Here is a 20794-nt window from a genome sequence, read left to right on the forward strand (position 1 = left end):
AACACATCATTACATTATCACATTACTCCCGTGAACCAACCCAACCAACGCGGCGGCGGTGGCGGCTTCCGCCAGGCCCAGCAGGCCCCGTCGCTGGCCATTCGCACCAAGAAAACCCAGCTTACCACCGACACCTACACCAAGATGGTGATGGGCGAAGTATGGAAAAAAGACTGGGTGTATGCGCTTATTCCCTTCGCGCTGGGGCTGCTCCCGGCCATTTTTGTGCACTCCTGGTGGTGGATTGTGCTGGCCGTAGTGCTCACCATTCTGTTTGTGCTGTTCCGCTCGGCACAGGTGACGGGCGTAACCCAGATGGAGCAGAGCAAGCCGCTGTTTGAGCGCATGGCGTTTGAGATGGACAACAAGCAGCTGTTGCTGCGCGTGGGCCCGGAGAAGGAAGGCAAAGCCATGCAGCTGACCTGGGACATGATTGGCCGGGTGCGCCGCGATGTGGATGCTTACGTACTGTACCTCAAGCCTGGCACGCCGCCGGCCGGTATGGCCGCGTGGCGCCTGTGGCTGGCCCGCACGTTCGATGTGCCGGTGTTTTTACATTTGCCTTTCAAAATTTTCAACGCCGATAACGACCGCCGCTTGTTTGAGGCCATGTTGCGCCGCAAAAACCTGCTGCCCGCCGAAGCCGGCGCGGCCACCGTCTAAATTTCAACCCCCTGCTAATTTTACTTCGATGAAATTGACCTCCACCCTGTTGCTGGCTGTTTCCGCCGCTACTTTGGCCCTGACTTCTTGCAGCAGCGAGCCCTCCGACTGGCGCCCCGATGAGAAAGTATCGCTCGACCAGGTAGCCCCCGGCACCCGCGACGACGAAAACTTCGACCACTCGGTGCCCAACGGCTCAATCGAAAACGTGAACTCGCCGCTGATGAAGGCTGCGGCCGGTCAAGCTCCGGAAACCGAAGCCAAGCATCCGGCCGCTGAGTCGGCCATCTCGGCAAACGCCGAAGAAGGCATGCGCAAGCGTGGCCAACTGCACGACGCCGGCAAATCGGGCCAGGCGGACACGGCCGAAAACGGCCACCAAATACAGCGCTAAGGCGCGCGGCTTTTTAGGTTTCTCTCGATTGGGTGGCAGCTTTGCCCGCCGGCCGGCGGTAGCAGAGCTGCCGCTTTGCGTCATTTTAGAATGAAGAATGAGGAATGAAGAACGGGAAACTGTTAGCGTGTGCGCTGGCAATTTCCCGTTCTTCATTCCTCGCTCCTCGTTCCTCATTCTTTACATATGGGGTTTGCAATTTTTCTGCTGCTGCTCACGGTGCTGGGTGCGGGCGCGGCGGCGGCTTGGGTGCCGGTGGCGCGGGGCGGGCAGTGGCTAAAGCCGCTGCTAGCCTTTAGCGGGGCGTATTTGTTCACGCTCACCGTGACGCACATTCTGCCCGAGGCGCTGCAATTGCTACCCGAGCATCCCACGCGGGTGGGCTATTGGGTGCTGGGCGGCTTCTTTGGCCAGCTGCTGCTGGAGGTGCTGTCGCAGGGCGTGGAGCATGGGCACGTGCATGTGCACCACGAAGCGGCACACAGCCCGCACGAAGGCGTGAGCCGGGTGCCGTTCTTGCTGCTGGCGGCGCTAGTGGTGCACTCGTTTTTGGAGGGCAGCATTCTGGTGCACAGCCCGGAAGTAGGGCAGGTGAGCCAGAATTTCTACGCCATTGTGGTGGGCGTGGCGCTGCACCACATGCCGGCGGCCTTTGCGCTGGCCACGCTGTTGCGGCTGCGGCTGGGCAGCTTCCGGCGGGTGTGGCCGGGGTTGCTGATTTTCGCGCTGGCCTCGCCGGTGGGCATTGTTATCAGCAACTACGTAGTACTGTCGCAGCTGCTGAGCAGCGGCTGGTACGCGGCGCTGCTGGGCCTGGTGGCCGGCAATTTCCTGCACGTTTCGACCACCATTCTGTTTGAAACCAGTCCCGAGCACCGCCTCAACTGGCCCAAGCTGGCGGCCACGCTGGCCGGGCTGCTGCTGGCGCTGGCCGTGGCGTAAGCGGGGAATAGAAAACCTTCTGCCATTCTGAGCGCAGCGAAGGACCTTATCACCGATGTACGACTTGCGGTAATTTCAAACTGCTCAAAAAGTGAGAAGGTCCTTCGCTGCGCTCAGGATGACAGGCAATTATTCTTCTGGCTTTACCCAAAATCCTCCAACACGCTATTTCGCAGCAGGAAGTCTTCCAACTGCCGCGCCCGCGCCGTTTCGCGGGCCAGCGTGGCTTGCAGGCGCACCAGCCGCTGGCGCATGGCCAGGATGATGTCCAACGCCTCCGGGGCCAGGCCTAGCTCGTGGTGCAGGCGGGCGAGGCGCGGCAGGTCGTCGGGCTCGTCCACGATGACGGTTTCGGGGGCGGTCGCTGCGCGGAGCAGGCCCGCCTGCAGAAACTCGTGCAGGTCGGCCGGCGCCAGCCCGTAGCGCACCGAGCATTCCTGAAAAGTAAGGGTGATGAAGGTCGTTTCCATGCTGAGTAAGAAGATGGGTTAGGCTTCAGCAGGGCGCAGGGCTGCCAGCTGCTGAATCAGTTCTTTTTCCTGGTCGGTGAGGTGCTGCGGCAAGGTCAGGTTCAGGCGCAGGTAGAGGTCGCCGAACTGGCCTTCTTTTTTATATACCGGGAAACCCTTGCCCCGCAGGCGCAGGCGGGTGCCGTTGGCTGTTTCGGGCTTTAGCTTGATTTTGACGGAGCCGCTGAGGGTTTCCACGGTTTGCTCACCACCCAACAGGGCCTTGTAGATGCTCACGGGCACGTCCTGCGTGAGGTCGTCGCCGGTGCGGGCGTAGCGGGCATCGGGCCGGATGCGGAAGGTGATGAGCAGCGCCCCGTTGGGGCCGCCGTGGCGGCCGGGACCGCCCTGGTCGCGCAGGCGAATGGTCTGGCCGTCGGCCACGCCCGGCGCGATGGTCAGGCGCAGGTTTTTGCCGTTGACGGTGATGGTGCGCGGGCCGCCGTGGTAGGCCTCCTCCAGGCTCAATTCCAGCTCGGCCTGGTAGTCGGGGCCGGCACCGGGGCGGGTGCCGCCGGCGCGCCGACTGCCGCCGCCCATGTTGCCAAAGAGCGAGCCGAAGAAATCCGAGAAGTCCTCGCCTTCGCCAAACGGGTTGCCGCCGCCACCGCCTTGGGTGTACTGGCTCCAGTCGAAGCCACCGCCGGGCTGGCCGCCCCGGCCCGCGCCGCCACCGGGCTGCTGCTGGTAGCGCTGCCAGTCGGCCCCAAACTGGTCGTATTTCTTCCGCTTGTCGGGGTCGCTGAGGACTTCGTTGGCCTCGTTGATTTCCTTGAATTTCTGCTCCGCGCCCTTGTCGTTGGGGTTCACGTCGGGGTGGTGCTGGCGCGCCAGTTTGCGGTATGCCTTCTTGATTTGCTCGGAAGTGGCGTTTTTGTCCACTCCCAGCGCCTTGTAGTAGTCTTTGTAATCCACGGGATGAGGAAAATTCGATGGAGTTATACGTGGGTTATGGGAGGCCGTGCTGGAGTGCCCAGCGGCTGGCCGCTCCGCAAATTCAGCATTACCAACCAATTTCTGCCGCTAACAATTTTGCGGGGGGCATTACGCTTCTGCCTGTTCGTTCTCGTATAGTAGTTTGTGACGATGCAGAAAAGGGGGCACTTGGTTTTCGGCATCAAAATTGGATACACTAAATGAACGCAACAGGCAATAGAATGTTGGCTTTTCACCGACACTGGCTATGAGGTGGTTTTTGCACTTGACCTAAACATAATGCAACTCTTATGTTCCTAAAAAGGCTTATATTTGTGCATTGAAAGTAATTATCGTTGCGTTTTTTCCTACTCTATTTTTAACTTTCCCATGAATATCAAGAATTCCCTCTTCTATGCTTTCGCGTTGGCTTTGCTGAATATTGCCGGGGTGCAGGCGCAGACGGCCCGCCCGGGCCGCGTGCAGCCGAAGCCGCGCGCAGTAGCATCGGCCACCGAGGGAATCAAGGACGGCATCTCGATGCAGAAGGGCCGAGTGGTGCTCACCGAGCTTGGCATCAGCAACCCGCTCACGGCTGATAAAAAGCTGATTAACGGCACCGTCATCACCCCGGCCGGCGCAGTGACAACGCCCGATGGCACCACCACCCAAATTGCCGAAGGCGACTACGTGTCGCTCACCGGCCGCGTGACCAGCCGCAAGGCCATTGCCGACGCCGACAGCATCGCCAAAGTGATGGTATTCGATGCCAAATACCCCGGCAAGCGGAAGAAAATGGAAGAAGCCGCAGCCAAAAAAGCCAAAGAGAAGGCCAAGCGCGACGAAGAAAAAGCCAAGGCGAAGGCCAAAGCCGAAAAGAAAAAGAAGTAGTCACTCGCCGCTCATCGCAGCTGCAACAAGCGCCGCCAAGCCTCCGGGTTTGGCGGCGCTTGGCGTTTGGGGGCGGCGCGGGCCTATCTTTCGGGGCTACACGCCGTATTCCCGCCCATGCTTTTTTATACTGTAATGAAACCGCTGGTGCAGATTGCACTACGGGTCTTTTTCCGCCGCATCGAGGTACGGCACCCCGAACGCCTGCACCTGCCTGGCCCGCTGCTGCTGGCCGGCAACCACCCCAACACCCTTATGGACCCGCTGCTGGCGGCCGTGAACCGCCGCCAGCCCATCGCCTTCTTGGCCAAAAGCACGTTTTTTGTCAACCCCATCCTGCGGGCCATCATGGAATCGGGCAATTCCATTCCCATCTACCGGGCGCAGGATGCCGGCCAGGGCGGCCCCGTCACGCCCGAGCAGCGGGCGGCCCAGAACGAAGCCACGTTTGGCCGTTGCTACGACTACCTGGGCCGGGGCGGCACCATTATGATTTTCCCGGAGGGCACCAGCGTGAGCGAACGCCGCCTGCGGCCCCTTAAAACCGGTGCGGCCCGCATTGCACTGGGCGCCGAGGCCCGCCACCATTTCAAGCTGGGTCTGAAAGTGATACCAGTAGCCACCAATTACTTCGACCCCAGCAAATTTCGGTCGGATGTGCTGCTGAACGTGGCCCCGCCCATCGTCGTGGCCGATTACGCCGCCGCCTATGCCCAGGACCCCGACCTGGCCGCCGACCAGCTCACCGAGGCCATTCGGGTGGCGCTGGAACGCCGGCTGGTCATCACCCGCGACGCGGCCGAGGACACCTTCGTGCAACAGATTGAGCGCGTATTCGGCAGCCACCTCAACCCCGACGACGACCCCGACACGCTCTACGACAACTTCCAACTGAGCCGCACCCTGTTGCAAGCCCTGCCCTGGGCCGAGCAGCACTTCCCGGAGCGCCTCGCCGCTGCCCGTGCCCAGTTTGAAGCCTACCTCGCCGACCTCCGCCGCCACGGCCTCACCGACGAGGCGCTCGACAGCCAGCGGCGCGGCTCCGTGGTGGGCCTGCTCAACCTGGTGTTTGGCGCACCTGTATGGTTTTATGGAGTTATCAATAACTACTTACCATACATTTTGCCTTCGGCTGTGGCCAAGCGTGCAACTAAGGACGTAGAGTTTGTGGCGCCCATTATGCTGGTAATGGGCATGATAACCTTCCCTTTGGCTTACGCTTTGCAAGCGGCAGCCGTGCAACACTGGCTCACGCACGACTGGCGGCTTACTGCCCTTTACGTGCTCAGCCTGCCCCTTACCGGATTCTACGCCCTGAGCTATTGGAGTACCCTTTCGGCGCGGCTGCGGCGGCTGCGGGCAGCGCGACTGTTCCGCCGTGCACCAGCCGTGGGAACCGAGCTGCTGCGCCAGCGGGCCGAGTTGGTGGCCGAACTGGAAGAAGCCCGCACGGCGTATTTAACCGCGAAGTCGTAGGGGTAATTTAAGCCCTCATCAGTGCCCCGGCTAGCAGCGCCACGGCGATGATGACCACACTTGGCACCTTTTCCCAGAGCAGCAGCAGAAAGGTGAGGCCCACCAGCAGCGGGTTCAGGGGCAGCGAATCGATGGGGCCGAGGTGAAACGGCAGCTCCAACAGGCGGTAGGGCAGCGGGTGGTAGAGCAGGAACGTAGCCGCGCACACCAGCCCCGCGCTCACGGCGTTGATGCCCTCCAGCGAAGCCTGCACCACGCGGTACTGCCGCAGCCGGTCCCAGAAGCGAATTACGAAGAATATCAGAAACGTGCCCGGCAGGAAGATGCCCGCCGTGCCCACCGCCGCGCCCAGCACCTGCATGCCGGTACCGCCCGCCGGCCGCATGGCCAGCGCCCCAATGTAGGCCGCAAAGGAAAAATTGGGTCCCGGCATGGCCTGCACCAGCCCCAGCCCCGACAGAAACTCCGGCCCCGTGAGGTACTTCTTGAACTCCACGAACTCGGCGTACAGCAGCGGGGCCAGCACCTGCCCGCCCCCAAACACCAGCGAGCCGTTGCGGTAGAAATTTTCGAACAGCCGCACCGGCAACCAGCGCGTGTAGTGCCCCAGCACCGCCGCCCCTACCAATATGCCAAACCAAAGCACAAAGTTGGCCCACTCCACGCGCAGGGGCTTTTTTTCCTGCACAATGGCGTGCTTTCGGTAGCGTACCGTGGTCACGGCTCCGCCGGCCAGCAGCAGCAGCGGCAGCATCCAGGGCAGCTGGAAGAAGTAGGCCAGCATGGCCGCGGCCACCATCAGCCCCACGGCCGTTTTGGTATGGATAACCTTCTCCGCAATCTTGTAGGCTGAGAACGCCACGAACCCTACCGCCACCGGCTGCACAAACTGCACCAGCGCCGTGACGCGAGCTGGGTCGAGGTGGCTGAGGGTAAGGCCAGCCAGCGTCATTAGCGTCACAGCCGGCAGCATCCAGACCAGCAGCGTGAGGTAAGCCAGATTAGGCCCGCCCAGCCGAAAGCCGATAACCGTAATGGTTTGCGTCGAAGTCGGCCCCGGCAGCAGCGCGCACAGCGCCTGCAATTCCAGCAGCTCGGCCGTGCTGATGTAGCGGCGCTTATCCACCAGCAGCCGGAACATCATGGCCACGTGCGCCTGCGGCCCGCCAAAGGCTGTGCAGGCCAGCACGGCCACGTCCTTCAAAAAAATAATGCCCCGCACCCGCCGCGTGCGCTTCCCCGAGCGCCGCGCCGGCGGCGTGAGGGAAACGGGGGCAGCGGGGTGCGGGGCAGGATTCGTTGTCATGCTGAGCAAAGAAACTGTCATCCTGAGCGCAGCGAAGGACCTTATCACGCTAGAACTATTGGCAGTAATCCAACGGCGTATGGCGTGATAGGGTCCTTCGCTGCGCTCAGGATGACAGACAAACCTTACTTCTTCTTCAAACCCAGCTCAATCAGGCGCTCGTTCAAGAACTCACCGGCAGTGATGTCGGCCTCCTTCTTGGGATTGTCGGGCGTCACGCAGTGCTCCAGGGCGGCCAGGCTCATTTCCGAGCGCGGGTGCATGAAGAACGGGATGCTGTAGCGCGAGGTATTCATTTTCTCGCGGGCCGGGTTCACCACGCGGTGGATGGTGCTTTTCAGCACGCCGTTGGTGAGGCGCTGGAGCATGTCGCCCACGTTCACCACAATCTGGTCGGGCAGGGCCGTGATGGGAATCCACTTGCCGTCGCGGCGCTTCACCTGCAGGCCGTCGGCGCTGGCGCCCATCAGCAGGGTGATGAGGTTGATGTCGCCGTGTTCGGCGGCGCGCACGGCGTCGGCGGGCACCGCGTCCGGGTCTTCGATGGGGAAATAGTGGATGGGGCGCAGGATGCTGTTGCCATTTTTCACCTTGTCATCGAAATAATTCTCGGGCAGGTGCAGGTACAGCGCGATGGCGCGCAGCACGTCCTTACCGGCCGACTCCAGGGTGCGGTAGGTAGTCAGGGCGGTGTCTTTAAACGTGCTCAGTTCCTCAGGCCAGATGTTGTCGGGGTACTCGCTCTTGATGGGGTCTTCGTCCTGCACTTCCTGGCCCACGTGGTAAAACTCCTTCAGGTCGCCGGTGTTGCGGCCCTTGGCGTGCTCCTTACCCTTGCTGATGTAGCCGCGCTGACCGGCCAGCTCGGGCTTCTCGTAGCGCTGCTTGGCTTCGTCGGGCAGCCCGAAAAAGGCCTGCACGTCGGTGTACAGCTGCTTGGTTTGTTCGTCGTTGAGGCCGTGGTTTTTCAGGGCTACAAAGCCAATGTTTTGGTAAGCCTCGCCGAGCTGCTGCACGAAACGGGCTTTGCGCTCGGGGTCGCCGGAACGGAAATCGGCGAGGTCAAGCGAGGGAATATGGTCAAGAAGTTGGTCTTGCATAATAAAATTGAGTTTACTTTGAGGCCGCGTAGGCTCCTTGGTGGGCAACGGCGCAAGTTAAGCAAAACCCGGCACCGGTCCTTCTCCGTAAGCGACTTCGTTTATGGTTACTATCAAATAACCCACTACCTCTTTTTTTAAAGTTCGATTCTATGAAACGCCCCCTTTGGCTGCTGTGCAGCACCACCGTTACGCTGGCATTGCTGGCTAGCTGCGAAACGAGCAAGCCCGCCACCGACGTAAGCGCCAATGCCGGCGGCACTAACCCAAGCGCCACCCGTGCCGGCGGCAGCGGCGAGAGCATGGAATCGAACGGCATTCGCTTGACGCCCTTCGGCGATTCGCCTAAGTTCCCCGAGGCCCAGATGCAGTTGCGCGCGCCAATTGCCGGCTCCACGGTGCCCAGCGGCGAGGTGGCGTTTGATTACCAAATCAGCAACTTCCTGCTCACCAAAATGAGCGGCGGCCCCCACATGGCCGAAATGGCCAACTCAATGAAAGGCCAGCATATCCACAACATCGTGGACAACGAGCCATACACGGCCCACTACGAAACCAAATTCAGCAAGCCGATTCCCGATGGCCAGCACGTGGTGCTGTCGTTCCTGTCGCGCTCTTACCACGAGAGCCTGAAGCACCGCGGTGCCTACGACCTGCGCATCATCAACGTGGGCAACGCCCCGGCGCCTGCCACGCCCATCATCGACACCAAGGCTCCGAACTTGTTCTACAGCCGCCCCAAAGACACGTATTCGGGAGCCGATGCCAAGCGCATTATGCTCGATTTCTACCTGGTCAACACTACGCTGGAGCCCGGGGGAAACCGCGTCCGCGCCACAATCAACGGCACCGAGTTTATGCTCGACCGCTGGATGCCCTACATGATGGAAGGCTTGCCCGCTGGCGAAAACACCGTGAAACTGGAGCTGGTAGATGCCAGCGGCAACATGATTCCCGGCCCGTACAACTCGGTAACGCGCAAGTTTACGGTAGCGCCCTAGTAGCGCAGCGGTTATTTCTTCGTTACGATTTCAACGTCAAAAGTCTCCCGGCCCGGCCGGGAGACTTTTTTGGTTAAAGCCGTTTGCTGTTCCGGCTCTACCTTGCTTGTCCGCTATGTCCGTTGCCTCTGCCGAATCCGTCCCGCTGCTCACCCGCGAGCAGGTACTGCGCGCCCTGCGCCATATAGCGCGCGAAGGCCGCCCGCTGCCGCCCAGCACGGTGTACGAGCTGGTGTATCGGGGCCGGCGCTACCCGCCCCGTGCCGTGGCCGAGCTGGCCTACCGCCTGGCCACCGGCAACCCGGCTGCCCGCTGGCCCCGCCACGCCGGCGCCCCCACCAACGCCCTGCTCGAAAGCCTGGACTTCACCATCAGCACTAAGCGGCCGGTGCTCACCTCCGGCTCCGGCGCCGATGGCGAGGAAGTGGCTCACCAGCAAGCCGAAGATTTATACACCGGCCTGGCCAAAAACGCCGACGCCCTGCTTGCCCACGCGGCGGAGCCGGCCACTGCCTACACCGCCCCGGCCTATACCCGCGCCGAGGCGCTGGCCGAGCTGTTTATCACAGAAAGTGCGTTGGATGCCGCTTTAGCCGGCTTGGCCCGCCGCCGCAACCTGCTGCTGCAAGGGCCGCCCGGCACGGGCAAGACCTTCCTAGCACGCCGCCTGGCGTGGCTCCTGCTGGGCGCGCAGGACGAAAGCCGCATCGAGCTGGTGCAGTTCCACCCCAGCTACGGCTACGAGGATTTTATGCTGGGCTTCCGGCCCGATGCCAAGGGCCGTTTCCACTTGGTGCCCGGCGTGCTGCCGCTGTTGTGCCAGCGCGCCGCTGCCGACACCGGCCGGCCGTATTTCCTGCTGATTGACGAGGTGAACCGGGGCAACGTGCCGCGCATCTTCGGCGAGCTGCTGCTGTTGCTCGAAGCCGACAAGCGCGGCCCCGCGCACGCCCTGCGCCTGCCCTACGCCCCACCCGATGCCCCCAAATTTTTCGTGCCAGACAACCTCTACGTCATCGGCACGCTCAACTTGGCCGACCGCTCGCTCAGCCCGCTTGATTATGCATTGCGCCGCCGCTTTGCCTTCGTGGCGCTGGGGCCGCAGTTCGGTGCGCCGCTCCGGCAGCAGTTGGCAGCCCGCCAGGTGCCCGCCGAGATTATCGAACGACTCTGCACCCACATGGCCGCCCTCAACCAAGCCATTGCCGACGACCCCGAGCTGGGGCCGGACTTTGAAATCGGCCACAGCTACTTCTGCCAACCACCGGCCCGGCCGGAACAGGCATCGGAGTGGCTGCGCTTGATTTTCGAGCAGGAAATCGGCCCGCTACTGGCCGATTATTGGCGCGAGCAGCCCGCCACGGCCGCTGCGCAGCTCCGCAAGCTGCTGGCGTAGCACAACCAAGTCTGTCAGTTAAGCCATGCCGAATTCCATCAAAATTCTTTCCGCAACGCTCGAAGTGCTGGCGGATTTTTGGCGCGACCAAGCAATTCTCGCCGTTCCCGATAAATCATGGAATCCGCAAGCTGTTGCGCAAGCAAACGGGGTGACGCTTCCAGATGATTTTGTAGCCCTCTACACCTGTTCGAACGGCATGAATCTTAGCCTCGAACGCTCGCAGAGCACTGACAAGGCAGGTTTCTACTCTTTATCTGTCGAAGAATTGCGAACCGAACAGCGCGAATTAGTAGTCGACTCGATGAGCGGCACCGAAACAATCATAACCAGTGTAACGCCCTTTTTCGACTACATGCATTGGAGTTGGCAGTACGCATTCATTCCCAATCCAACGGGCGACGGCTATCAGATTGGCATTATGAGTACTGACACCAGCTTCAAAGTAATTACGTCATCGTTAGCCACTTTCCTCAGCCTGTATATGGAGAATGCTCAAGTTCTCTATGATTACAGCCGACCTTGGCCCCGCTAGTGCGACGTCCTGCGAACTCTACGTATTGCTTATCTGGAGCTTGCACAACAAAGGGCTCATTGCATCCTCTATCGATTTGTGATACCACTTCCCACCCTCTACTACTTTCTCTGCTACGCCTGGAACCGGCTGCCTGAACCCGCTGTGCTACTGGCCAGCGAAGCCACGGCTTTCGAGCGGCCGCTGGGGCTGCTGGCGCAGGTGCTGCTGCACGCCACCCGCCGCCTGCTACGTGCTGGTCTGCCGCGCACCTTCGAAACCCGACATGCCGAGCTCACCAGCCTGCGTGGCCGCGTGGAGCTGGCTCCCACGCTGGGTCGGGGCCTGCTGGGCCAGGGCCGCGCCATCTGCACCTTCGATGAGCTGAGTGCAGCCTCACCCCTGCACCGCCTCATTGCCCAAACGCTGGGTGTGTTGAGGCGGGCAGCGGCTTTGCCCCCTGCCTTGCGCCGGGAGTTGCATCAAGTAGGCCAGCAGTTTCCGGCGGGGCTGCACGATGCCACGCTGCCGCCGCCCACAGCCGCCACGTTTCGGGAGCTGCGGCGGCAGCGACCGGATAGCCAGGCGGCTTTTCTGCTGCACATCTGCGAGCTGGTGTGGCTCACGGCCTTGCCCGAGCCTGCCGCCGATGGCCGCCGGCGCTTCACCGATTTCCGACGTGACGAGGTACTGATGGCACGCATCTTCGAGCAGTTCACGCGCAATTTTTTCCGCCGTGAGCAGCGCCGCTACCGCGTGTTCGCCGAAACCATTGCCTGGCAGGCCGAAGCCCCGCAGCCCACCGACCTGGCCCTGCTGCCCACCATGCTCACCGACACTACGCTGGAAGCGCCCGACCGCAAAATCATTCTCGACACCAAGTATTACACCGCCGCCCTGCGCCCGCGCTATGACCGGCAGCGCCTCATTGCTCCGCACCTCTACCAGCTCTACGCCTACCTCCAAAACCAGCGCCCCGCCCCCGGCCAGGCCCTGGAAGGCATTTTGCTTTATCCGGCCGCCACGCAGGATGTGGACGTGCGCTACACGCTGGGCGGCCACCCGGTGCGCGTCGTCACCCTCAACCTGCACCAGCCCTGGCCCGGCATCGCCGCCGATTTGCTGCGGCTGGTGGAGTAGTAGCTAACGGGCACAAAAAAGCAGCCCGGACTTTCCAACAGGAAAATCCGGGCTGCCGGCGTCGAATGACGAAGATTTGTGCTGGCCGCAGGGGCCAGCAGCAAACTACTTCTTCTCTTCGGTCGTAGTCGTGGTGGTAGCAGCAGGAGCAGCAGCAGCCGTGGTGTCAGCAGCAGGAGCAGCCATAGCCGTGGTGTCGGTGGTGCTGGTAGTGGTGGTCTCCGTGCCGGTAGCAGGAGTCTCAACCGTGGTGGTTTCTTCGGTCTTCTTTTCGCCGCACGAAGTCAGACCAGCGGTGAGGGCCAGGCCCAGGGCAGCAGCTTTAAACAGATTTTTCATCTTTGGGGGTAATTTTGAAAACGGGTTAACTTAAAAACGCCCTTTATTCCCGCTTTCTGGAAAGGTAACCCGCCCCGGAAAAAAATTATTTCGGCGGGTTACTTGTAGCCTTCGCCTGTATTAACTCCCAAAGTGAATGAGCAGGGGCAATCCAACTTCCTCTTCTTTGACTCCTACCGACGACGCGCTGATTGCCGCTATTCGCGGCGGCGATGAGCGGGCCTTGGCCCACCTCTACCGGCTGCACTGGCCCATGGTGTCGCACTTCGTGCTGCAAAACAGCGGCACCGAAGACGATGCTCAGGACGTGTACCAGGAAGGCGTGATGGTGTTTTATGAAAAAGTACGCGACGGCTCCCTCGAGCTCAGCTGCCAGATTAAAACTTACCTCTACGCCGTGTGCCGCCGCCTGTGGCTCAAGCGCCTGACCAGCAAAAGCCGCTTCGGCGTGCGCTTGCTCGACGACGAGGAGCACGGCCCGTACCTGAACACGGGAGCCGAAGAAGACCTGTTGGCCGCCGAGGAGCAGGACCGTCGTTTCGCCACCATGAGCGAGGCCCTGAACCATCTCGGCGAACCGTGCCGCTCGCTTTTGGAAGGCTTTTACCTGCTCGACAAGTCGATGCAGGACCTCACGGCAGAATTTGGCTATACCAACGCCGACAATGCTAAAAACCAGAAATACAAGTGCCTTGTGCGCCTGAAAAAGTTATTTTTTGCCCATTATAAAGAAGAGCCTATCTGATACCGTTAGCCGTCGGCATTAGCTGGCGGAACCTCCCATTCGCTTACCGCCGCCGGCCCCGGCCTCCGGCATTTACCCATGATGACTGAAGCAGACTATTACGCCTTATTTGAAGCCTACTCGAACGGCGAGCTGGCCGGGCCTGCCCGCGCCAACCTCGAAGCGCGCCTGGCGGCCGACCCGGCCCTGGCCCTGCGCTACGCCGACTTTGCCGAGATGACCGGCACGCTGCGCGCCTACGGGCAGCGCCAGCAGGCTCGCCAGCAGCTGCGCGGCATCCACGCCGCCATGCTGGCCGCCGACGCCCCCGAGGAAATGGCCCAGCCCGCCACCGGCCTCACCCACACCGTGAACCCCATGCTGCGCATTTCGCGCACCGAGCGCAAGCTGCGCGAGTTCTGGAGCGGCCACCGCGCCACCGTGGGCGTGGCCGCCTCGGTGGCCGTGATGGCCGTGTTTGCCACCCTGCTCGGGCTGGATATCTGGCGGAGCTCGAAAGCGCAGGCCCCGGCTTCCGTTCAGTGGATGCGCCGCGAAATCAACAACCTCAAGCAAAACCAGCGGGCAATTAACCGCACCATCCGGCGTATGGATGGCACAGCGGTGCCTCAGCTGCCGCCCGTCAACAATGGCAAGTTTGGCGGCACGGGCTTCGCCTTGACGTCGGAGGGCTACCTCGTGACGAGCTACCACGTGATTAAGGAAGCCGACTCGCTGCTGGTGGAAGGCCGCGACCGGCAACGCTACCGCGCCGAGGCGGTGTATTCCGACAAAGCCCACGACTTGGCCATTCTGCGCATCACCGACAAGCGTTTCACCGGCTTCGGCCGCCTGCCCTACACCTTCAAAGCCGGCCAGGCCGACCTGGGCGAGCGGGTGTTCACGCTGGGCTACCCGCGCGAAGACGTGGTGTATGGCGAAGGCTCGCTGAGCGCCCGCTCGGGCTTCGAAGGCGACACGTCGGCCTACCAAATCAGCATCCCGGTGAACCCCGGCAACTCGGGCGGCCCGCTGCTCGACGCGCAGGGCAACCTGATTGGCGTCATCAACGCCAGGCAGAACGATTTGGAGGGCACTTCCTTCGCCACCAAGTCGTCGTACCTGGTGCGCCTCGTGGATTCGCTGCGCAATACGCAGTCCACCACGCCTTACCGCCTGCCCAAAACGAGCCAGCTGGCTGGGGCGGCCCGCCCGCAGCAGCTCAAGAAGCTGCAGGACTATGTATTTGTAGTTAAGGTATTTGAATAGAACAGCATTCGACCCTTGCGCAAAACAAAGGCCTGTTTCTTCATTGAAACAGGCCTTTGTTTTGTAATGACTTTCCAGGCGGCGCGATTATCGTCCGCCGCAGGTTAGAACAAGCCGGTTATTCTACTGCCTGACGGAGCCGATGCCGCCCTTTTTTATAACCTTAGCCTTCGTAATCTAGTATTCAGGCCTAGATAAGCAGCGCTTGTCTTTCCTTTTGTCTTCTCTAAAACTCCGCATTCCGTGGCTCAAAACCAACAAACCCCGCCAAGTAGCAACGACGTTGCTGGTTCCGCTATTTTCAAGAAGTTTCTGAACACCGCCGAGGGCTACATTAAGCAGCCCACGCGCATGAAAAAGCTGCTGACCGATGCCTACAAAAAGGCCAGCGAGAAAAACGACGTGGGCACGCTGGCCCACGAAGCGTGGGAAACCCTGCAGACCATGTTCCGGCTCATCAAGGCCTCGATGTCGGGCGAGTACACGGGGGTGCCCGGCACCACGGTGGCAGCGGCCGTGGCCGTGCTTATTTACTTCCTGAGCCCAATTGACCTAATTCCGGACTTTATTCCGGTGCTGGGCTTGCTCGACGACGTGGCCCTGGTGGCCTGGTTCTCGACCACGCTGAAGCACGAGATGGACAAGTTCCACGAATGGGAGCTGACCCGCCCCACCGAGTCCAAAACCAGCGCCACGGACGTAACCAATACTGCCAGCGGCCTGACACCCAAAGCCGCCACTCATGCTGCCCAGCCCTCGCACTCCAACGACGTGGCGGCCCCCACTGCGCAAGTGGCCGAAGAGTCGGCGAAGCACGCGGGCACTACCACCCACCAAGCCTCTGCTTCTAACACCGATTCCGGCCTGGGTTCGCCCAACAGCAGCAACCCGCGCCCGGTACACGAAGCCGGCCCCGATGCCCAGCCCACCAGCGCAACCAACGGCCCCACCGTTCGGACCTGGGAAGGCAGTCGCAACGCCTCCGACCCCGGCACGCTGGATACCGGCGGCAACGTGCGCTAGACCAGCCCCCGAAACTGATAAGCAAAAAGCCCCGGCAACCTAGGTTGCCGGGGCTTTTTGTTGGGCTGTTGCTTGCTGTGATTATGCAGCGGCTTATGCAGCGGCGGCGTGGTCGCGCACGTAACGCACGAAGTCGCCTACGGTATAGAGCGGCACTTCGTCGGGGATGGTGATGCTGAAGTTGCGCTCCAGTTCCAGAATGATGTCAACCACATCGAGCGTTTCGAAGCGCAGGTCGCGGGCGAGGCTGGCGGTTTTGCGCACGCGGCTGGCCCGAATGGCTTTGCGCTTGCTGATAATGCGAAATACCTGCTGCTCGATAGTTGGTGTGTGGTGCGTGGAGCTAATGGTGGATACGTACATAATAGAGTTGCGAAAAAAGATGGTGAGGCAAGGGCTGGCGCTTGGTTTCGTTGGCGCCCCGCGGGGGCGGGGAAAGTGCCCACCGGCGGCCGCTGCTGCAACAACAGCCGGCCAGCGGGCACCCAACGCCTGAAACGTTAGGCTAGTACAGGCGGCGTTGCCGCCTGTACTTCCTCAGAGTCCACCTCCTCAGAAATGGTTGCAACGTCGTCGGGATTTTTTCCGGAAATTTTTCCCTTCAGCGATTCACTCAGCAGATACATCACCGGCACCACCAGCAGCGTGATTCCGGTGGCGAACACTAGGCCGAAAATGATGGTCCAGGCCAGCGGGCCCCAGAACGTCACCGACTCGCCGCCGATGAAGAAGTTGGGGTTGCCGGAGTTGAACAGCTCGTAGAAGTCGATGTTCAGGCCGATGGCCAGCGGGATGAGGCCCAGCGTGGCGGCCGTGGCCGTGAGGATTACTGGGTTCAGGCGGGTGCGGCCGGCCAGCACGATGGCCTCGCGCAGCGGCATGCCCTGCGCCCGCAGCATGTCCATGAATTCGACTAGCAGAATACCATTTTTCACCACGATACCGGCCAGGGCGATGATGCCCACGCCCGTCATCACGATGCTGACGCTCTGGCCCGTGAGGGCCAGGCCCCAGAACACGCCCGCAATCGAAAACAGCACTTCGGACAGGATGATAACCGGCTTGCTGAACGAGTTGAACTGCGTGACGAGAATCAGGAAGATGAGGCCCAATGCACCGATGCCGGCCAGCGGCAGGAAGTCGCTGGTTTCCTTCTGGTTTTCCTGGGCGCCGCCCATGTTGATGGTGTAGCCGGGGGGCAGCGGGAAGGCCTTGAGGGCCGTCTGGATGTTGCGCACCACGTCGGGGCCGGTGTAGCCGCCCAGCACGTTCGAGCTGATGGTGATGATGCGCTTGGTGTCTTTGCGCTTGATGCCGCCGTAGGTGCTGCCGTAGGTGACATCGGCCACTGATGAGATGGGCACCTGGCGCACGGCGCCGGTGGCGTCGCGGAAGGTGAGCGGGGCGTTAATCACGGCGTCCACGTCGTCGCGGTAGGGCTTGGCGTAGCGCACCTGAATGGGGTATTCGTCGTCCGGGGTCTTGAATTTGCTGGCCTCGGTGCCGTAGATGGCAGTGCGCACTTCCAGGCCAATCTGACCGGTGCTGATGCCTTCGCGGTTGGCGCGGGTGCGGTTGATGTTAACAGCAATTTCAGGGTTGCGGTCTTCGAGGTTGGAGCGCAGCTGCTCGACACCACCGATTTTCAGCGAATCGACGTAGCGAATGACTTTTTTCGAAAGGGCCGCCAGTTTGGGGTAGTCGTCGCCGGCTACTTCGATGGCAATTTCCTTGCCGGTGGGCGGGCCACTGGCCTCCTGGTCCACCGATACTTCGGCGCCGGGAATGCCTTTCACCACCTCGCGGATTTTATCCATGTAGGTGTGGGTGGCCGGGCCGGTGCGCTCGCTGAGTTCCTTGAAGGCCACGCCCACTTTGCCCATGTGCGACTGCGACACGCCGGCAGCGGTGGCTTCGCCGGGGTCGCCGGCACCGATGGCTACGTTGGTAATCACCGATTCCACGTCGGGATTATGCTCGCCGATGACGCCGTAGATGCGTTTTTCCAGCACTTTGGTGATGGAGTCGGTGACGGCGACGCGGGTGCCGACGGGCATTTTCAGGTAGGTGTAGATGAATTTGGGGTCGCCTTTGGGGAAGAAGGCCACGGCCGGCTTGCGAATGCCCACGGCCACGAAGGAGCCGAAAAACAGCACCACTACCCCAATCATCACCAGCACGGGGTGGCTGATGGACCAGCGCACGAGGCCAGCGTAGCCGTTCTGGAAGCGCGGCAGGGCGCGCGTCTGGAACCAGGCAATCATCTTCACAAACACGAACTTATCGAGGAAGCAGAGCAGGATAACCGTGATGGACAGGTTGCCCACAAACGTGGAATGCGCCACGTAGCCGAGGATGGCCACCACGAGCAGCGCGCCCATGGCCAGCAGGAAGTTGCGGGTCAGCTTGGGCTTGCTGTGCAGGTCTTCCTCGAAATGCTCCTCGCGCTCCATAAAGCTCACGGCAAACACCGGGTTCATGATAAAGGCCACCACGAGTGAAGCCATCAGCGTGATAATCAGCGTTACGGGCAGGTAGTACATGAACGAGCCCACGATGCCGGGCCAGAACAGCAGCGGCACGAACGGCGCCACCGTGGTCAGCGTACCGGCCAGTACCGGCACGAACACCTCGCCGGCGGCGAATTTGGCTGCTTTGGGGGTATCGAGGTTGGGGTGCTCGTGCAGCAGGCGGTGGGTGTTTTCAATAACCACAATAGCGTCATCCACCACAATACCCAGCGCCAGCAGGAAGGCGAAGAGCACAATCATATTCAGCGTGAAGCCAAACACGGGGATGACCAGGAAGGCCAGGAACATCGAAATCGGAACCGAGAGGCCCACAAACAGCGCGTTGGTGGTGCCCATGAAGAACATCAGAATCAGCGTCACGAGCAGGAAGCCAATGATGATGGTGTTGATGAGGTCGTGCAGCGTGACGCGGGTATCGTTCGAGGTGTCGCCGGTCACGGTAATGGTCAGCTCCTTGGGCAGGCTGGCTTTGGAGTCGGCAATAATCTGCTTGATTTTGTCGGAGGCGTCAATCAGGTTTTCGCCCTGGCGCTTCACCACGTTCAGCGTGATAGCAGGCTTGCCATCGAGGCGGGCGTAGCTTTCGCGGTCCTTGAAGCCGTCGGTCACGGTGGCGATGTCGCCGAGGCGCACGGGCGCGCCGTTCAGGTTCTTGATTTGAATGTCGGCAATGTCGGCGGCGCGCACGTATTGGCCGGCCACGCGCACGGCGCGCTTCTGCCCGCCCACGTCGATGGAGCCGCCCGAGATGGTGAGGTTTTCGCCGCTGATGGCTCGCGAAATGTCCGAGAAGCCGAGGCGCGAGGCGCGCAGCTTGTTCAGGTCCACGTCCACGTTCACCTGCTGGTCGAGGGCGCCCACAATATCCACGCGGGTGATTTCGGGCAGGGCCTCAATCTTGTCCTGGAAGTCGTCGGCGAACTTTTTGAGCTGGGCGGCGGGCAGGTTGCCGGCCAGGTTCACGAACATGATGGGCTGCTCGGAAATGTTGATTTCCTTTACCAGTGGGGCGCTCGGCAGGTCGTTGGGCAGCTCGGTGCTGGCCTTGTCCACGGCGTCCTTGATGAGCTGCTTGGCGGCCTGCACGTCCACGCCGGAGGTGAACTCTACGTCCACGATGCAGTAGTCCTGGTTCGAGGTGGAGTTGATGTGCTTCACTCCGTTCACGCTCTTAATCTCCTTTTCGAGTTGGCGCGTCACCAGGTTTTCAATGTCCGTGGGCGAAGTGCCGGGGTACACCGTGGCCACGATGATGCGCGGAATCACGATGTCGGGGAATTTCTCCTTGCCGAGCTTGATGTAGGCAAAAATGCCCGCCACGCACAGCAGCACCGTGATGATGTAAATGCTGGTTTTGTTATTAATGGACCAACTGGTTGGGCCAAATTCTTTTTCTATATCCTGCATGACTTTTAACTAAAAGCTTGAGAACTATTTAGGGGTAGAGACGCATAATTGCGTCTCGTCGTCTGCGCCGTTCTAACGATGACCGTTCAACGACGAGACGCAATTATGCGTCTCTATGCGCCCTGCACGGCCACTTTCTGGCCTTCGTTCAGGTTTTGGTAGCCGCCGGAGATGACCTGGTCTTCGGCTGTCAGGCCGCTGGTTACTTCCACTTTGCCGTTGTAGGTGTTGCCGGTTTTGATGACGCGCTTTTTGGCCACGGCTTTGCCGGCCTCCTGGGCCACCACGTACACGTAGCTGTTCTCTTCGTCGTGCTGCACAATGTCAACCGGGATAACCGTGGCGTTGGTCGCATTGTAGTTCTGGATGCGCACGGTTGCCACCATGTTGGGGCGCAGGTCGGCGGCTTTGGCACCTTTCAGGCGCAACTCCACCGTGAAGGTGCGGCTGGTGGCGTTGATGCTACGGCTCACCACGCGCACCGTGGCGGGCAACTCCGCATCGCCCAAATCCGGAATGGTTACCACGGCGTCGTCGCCGGCCTTGATGCTATTGCCGTAGGCTTCCGACACGTCGGCCAGGATTTTGCCGCCCGTGCCGCTGGTCAGGCGCACCACCGGCGCGCCGGGCGCCGTGATTTCGCCCAGCTTAGGCAGCACCTCATCCACCGTGCCCGCGAACGGAGCCACCACGTTATAAAGCGCACGCTGCTGGTTGAGCGTGGCCAGGTTGCGCTGCAAAGCCTGATAGTTGTTCTTGGCCTGCAGAAACTGGATTTCGGTACCAATCTGCTGGTCCCACAAGCTCTTCTGCTTCTCATACACCGTTTTGGCGAGTTCCATGCGGGTGCGCAGCTCGGCCGCGTTGGCATCCAGAATGCTGGCATCGATGGTGGCCAGCACCTGGCCCTTGCTTACGCGGTCGCCGCGCTCCACGCGGATGCTGGTGAGCGAGCCAGCGGCGCGGGCGCCCACGGTGGCGTTCTGGTCGAAATCGACGCGGCCCTGCACTTCGAGGTAGCTCTTGAAGCTCTCGGGTTTGGCGTTCATCACCGAAACCGGCGTGGGCGCCACCGTGGCAGGGCCGCCGGTTTTGGCTTCCAGCTCGGCAATTTTGGCCTGCGTGGCGGCCTGCTCGCCTTTCAGCTTGGCCAGTTCGGCCTTGGGGTCTTTGTTGGAAGAGCCGCCACAGGAAGCGAGCAGCAGCGTACCGGCGAGAAACAGCGCGGCGGGTTGGGTTGAGGAAAAGCGCATG

19 protein-coding genes and 1 pseudogene are annotated in these 20794 nt (G+C 61.3%); 12 read left to right on the forward strand and 8 right to left on the reverse strand.

Features of this window, described 5'->3' with window-relative positions:
* Nucleotides 1-30: 30 nt before the first annotated feature.
* The 3 genes from I7X13_RS11245 (at nucleotide 31) to I7X13_RS11255 (ending at nucleotide 1999) form a co-directional block, all read left to right on the forward strand.
* Nucleotides 31-663, forward strand: coding sequence for a hypothetical protein (locus I7X13_RS11245; RefSeq protein WP_198075574.1), 633 nt, complete (start codon nucleotides 31-33; stop codon nucleotides 661-663).
* 28 nt (nucleotides 664-691) lie between these two features.
* Complete coding sequence (locus tag I7X13_RS11250) at nucleotides 692-1057, forward strand: hypothetical protein (protein ID WP_198069347.1); 366 nt, start codon at nucleotides 692-694, stop codon at nucleotides 1055-1057.
* Nucleotides 1058-1243: 186 nt separating this feature from the next.
* Nucleotides 1244-1999, forward strand: a complete 756-nt coding sequence (locus I7X13_RS11255; protein ID WP_198069348.1) for a ZIP family metal transporter — start codon at nucleotides 1244-1246, stop codon at nucleotides 1997-1999.
* A gap of 143 nt (nucleotides 2000-2142) precedes the next feature.
* Here I7X13_RS11255 and I7X13_RS11260 read toward each other — a convergent pair whose 3' ends face one another.
* Both I7X13_RS11260 and I7X13_RS11265 read right to left on the reverse strand, forming a co-directional pair.
* Nucleotides 2143-2469: a hypothetical protein gene (locus I7X13_RS11260; RefSeq protein ID WP_198075575.1), complete on the reverse strand. Its 327-nt coding sequence runs from the start codon at nucleotides 2467-2469 to the stop codon at nucleotides 2143-2145.
* Between the two features lie 18 nt (nucleotides 2470-2487).
* Complete coding sequence (locus I7X13_RS11265) at nucleotides 2488-3423, reverse strand: DnaJ C-terminal domain-containing protein (protein WP_198069350.1); 936 nt, start codon at nucleotides 3421-3423, stop codon at nucleotides 2488-2490.
* A gap of 390 nt (nucleotides 3424-3813) precedes the next feature.
* Here I7X13_RS11265 and I7X13_RS11270 point away from each other — a divergent pair, with 390 nt between their 5' ends.
* Nucleotides 3814-4314, forward strand: a complete 501-nt coding sequence (locus I7X13_RS11270; protein WP_198069351.1) for a DUF6799 domain-containing protein — start codon at nucleotides 3814-3816, stop codon at nucleotides 4312-4314.
* A gap of 117 nt (nucleotides 4315-4431) precedes the next feature.
* Nucleotides 4432-5790 carry a lysophospholipid acyltransferase family protein gene (locus I7X13_RS11275; RefSeq protein ID WP_198075576.1) on the forward strand — a complete coding sequence of 453 codons (1359 nt, stop codon included), beginning with the start codon at nucleotides 4432-4434 and terminating at the stop codon, nucleotides 5788-5790.
* Nucleotides 5791-5797: 7 nt separating this feature from the next.
* Here the strand turns inward: I7X13_RS11275 and chrA are convergent, their stop codons facing one another.
* Nucleotides 5798-7096 (reverse strand): chromate efflux transporter, encoded by a 1299-nt coding sequence (chrA, locus tag I7X13_RS11280; RefSeq protein ID WP_198069353.1) that lies wholly within the window; start codon nucleotides 7094-7096, stop codon nucleotides 5798-5800.
* A gap of 125 nt (nucleotides 7097-7221) precedes the next feature.
* Nucleotides 7222-8196, reverse strand: coding sequence for an isopenicillin N synthase family dioxygenase (locus I7X13_RS11285; protein ID WP_198075577.1), 975 nt, complete (start codon nucleotides 8194-8196; stop codon nucleotides 7222-7224).
* Between the two features lie 152 nt (nucleotides 8197-8348).
* On the opposite strand from I7X13_RS11285, the gene I7X13_RS11290 reads away from it, so the two are divergent.
* The 4 genes from I7X13_RS11290 (at nucleotide 8349) to I7X13_RS11305 (ending at nucleotide 12247) form a co-directional block, all read left to right on the forward strand.
* Complete coding sequence (locus I7X13_RS11290) at nucleotides 8349-9197, forward strand: hypothetical protein (RefSeq protein WP_198069355.1); 849 nt, start codon at nucleotides 8349-8351, stop codon at nucleotides 9195-9197.
* A gap of 115 nt (nucleotides 9198-9312) precedes the next feature.
* Nucleotides 9313-10593, forward strand: a complete 1281-nt coding sequence (locus I7X13_RS11295) for an AAA family ATPase (RefSeq protein ID WP_198075578.1) — start codon at nucleotides 9313-9315, stop codon at nucleotides 10591-10593.
* A 25-nt stretch (nucleotides 10594-10618) separates the two neighbouring features.
* On the forward strand, nucleotides 10619-11128 hold the full coding sequence (locus tag I7X13_RS11300) for an SMI1/KNR4 family protein (protein WP_198075579.1): 510 nt from the start codon (nucleotides 10619-10621) through the stop codon (nucleotides 11126-11128).
* 78 nt (nucleotides 11129-11206) lie between these two features.
* Nucleotides 11207-12247 (forward strand): 5-methylcytosine restriction system specificity protein McrC, encoded by a 1041-nt coding sequence (locus I7X13_RS11305; protein WP_198075580.1) that lies wholly within the window; start codon nucleotides 11207-11209, stop codon nucleotides 12245-12247.
* A 105-nt stretch (nucleotides 12248-12352) separates the two neighbouring features.
* Here I7X13_RS11305 and I7X13_RS11310 read toward each other — a convergent pair whose 3' ends face one another.
* Nucleotides 12353-12586 carry a hypothetical protein gene (locus I7X13_RS11310; protein ID WP_198069359.1) on the reverse strand — a complete coding sequence of 78 codons (234 nt, stop codon included), beginning with the start codon at nucleotides 12584-12586 and terminating at the stop codon, nucleotides 12353-12355.
* Nucleotides 12587-12722: 136 nt separating this feature from the next.
* On the opposite strand from I7X13_RS11310, the gene I7X13_RS11315 reads away from it, so the two are divergent.
* The 3 genes and pseudogenes from I7X13_RS11315 to I7X13_RS22040 all read left to right on the forward strand — a co-directional run.
* Entirely contained in the window at nucleotides 12723-13331 is a 609-nt protein-coding gene (locus I7X13_RS11315; protein WP_198069360.1) for an RNA polymerase sigma factor, read from the forward strand.
* 78 nt (nucleotides 13332-13409) lie between these two features.
* A complete protein-coding gene (locus I7X13_RS11320; RefSeq protein ID WP_198069361.1) occupies nucleotides 13410-14579 on the forward strand; it encodes a S1 family peptidase in 1170 nt (389 codons plus the stop codon).
* Nucleotides 14580-15023: 444 nt separating this feature from the next.
* Nucleotides 15024-15185: pseudogene (locus tag I7X13_RS22040) on the forward strand (YkvA family protein); the annotation flags it as partial.
* A gap of 510 nt (nucleotides 15186-15695) precedes the next feature.
* Here the strand turns inward: I7X13_RS22040 and I7X13_RS11330 are convergent.
* The 3 genes from I7X13_RS11330 to I7X13_RS11340 form a co-directional block, all read right to left on the reverse strand.
* The gene (locus I7X13_RS11330) at nucleotides 15696-15965 is read right to left on the reverse strand and encodes an acyl carrier protein (protein WP_198069362.1); all 270 of its coding nucleotides are present in this window, start codon (nucleotides 15963-15965) and stop codon (nucleotides 15696-15698) included.
* 137 nt (nucleotides 15966-16102) lie between these two features.
* Nucleotides 16103-19540 carry an efflux RND transporter permease subunit gene (locus I7X13_RS11335; protein WP_198069363.1) on the reverse strand — a complete coding sequence of 1146 codons (3438 nt, stop codon included), beginning with the start codon at nucleotides 19538-19540 and terminating at the stop codon, nucleotides 16103-16105.
* Nucleotides 19541-19653: 113 nt separating this feature from the next.
* Complete coding sequence (locus I7X13_RS11340) at nucleotides 19654-20793, reverse strand: efflux RND transporter periplasmic adaptor subunit (protein ID WP_198069364.1); 1140 nt, start codon at nucleotides 20791-20793, stop codon at nucleotides 19654-19656.
* Nucleotide 20794 lies beyond the last annotated feature (1 nt).

It is taken from the genome of Hymenobacter negativus, assembly GCF_016056375.1.
GTDB lineage: Bacteria > Bacteroidota > Bacteroidia > Cytophagales > Hymenobacteraceae > Hymenobacter > Hymenobacter negativus_A.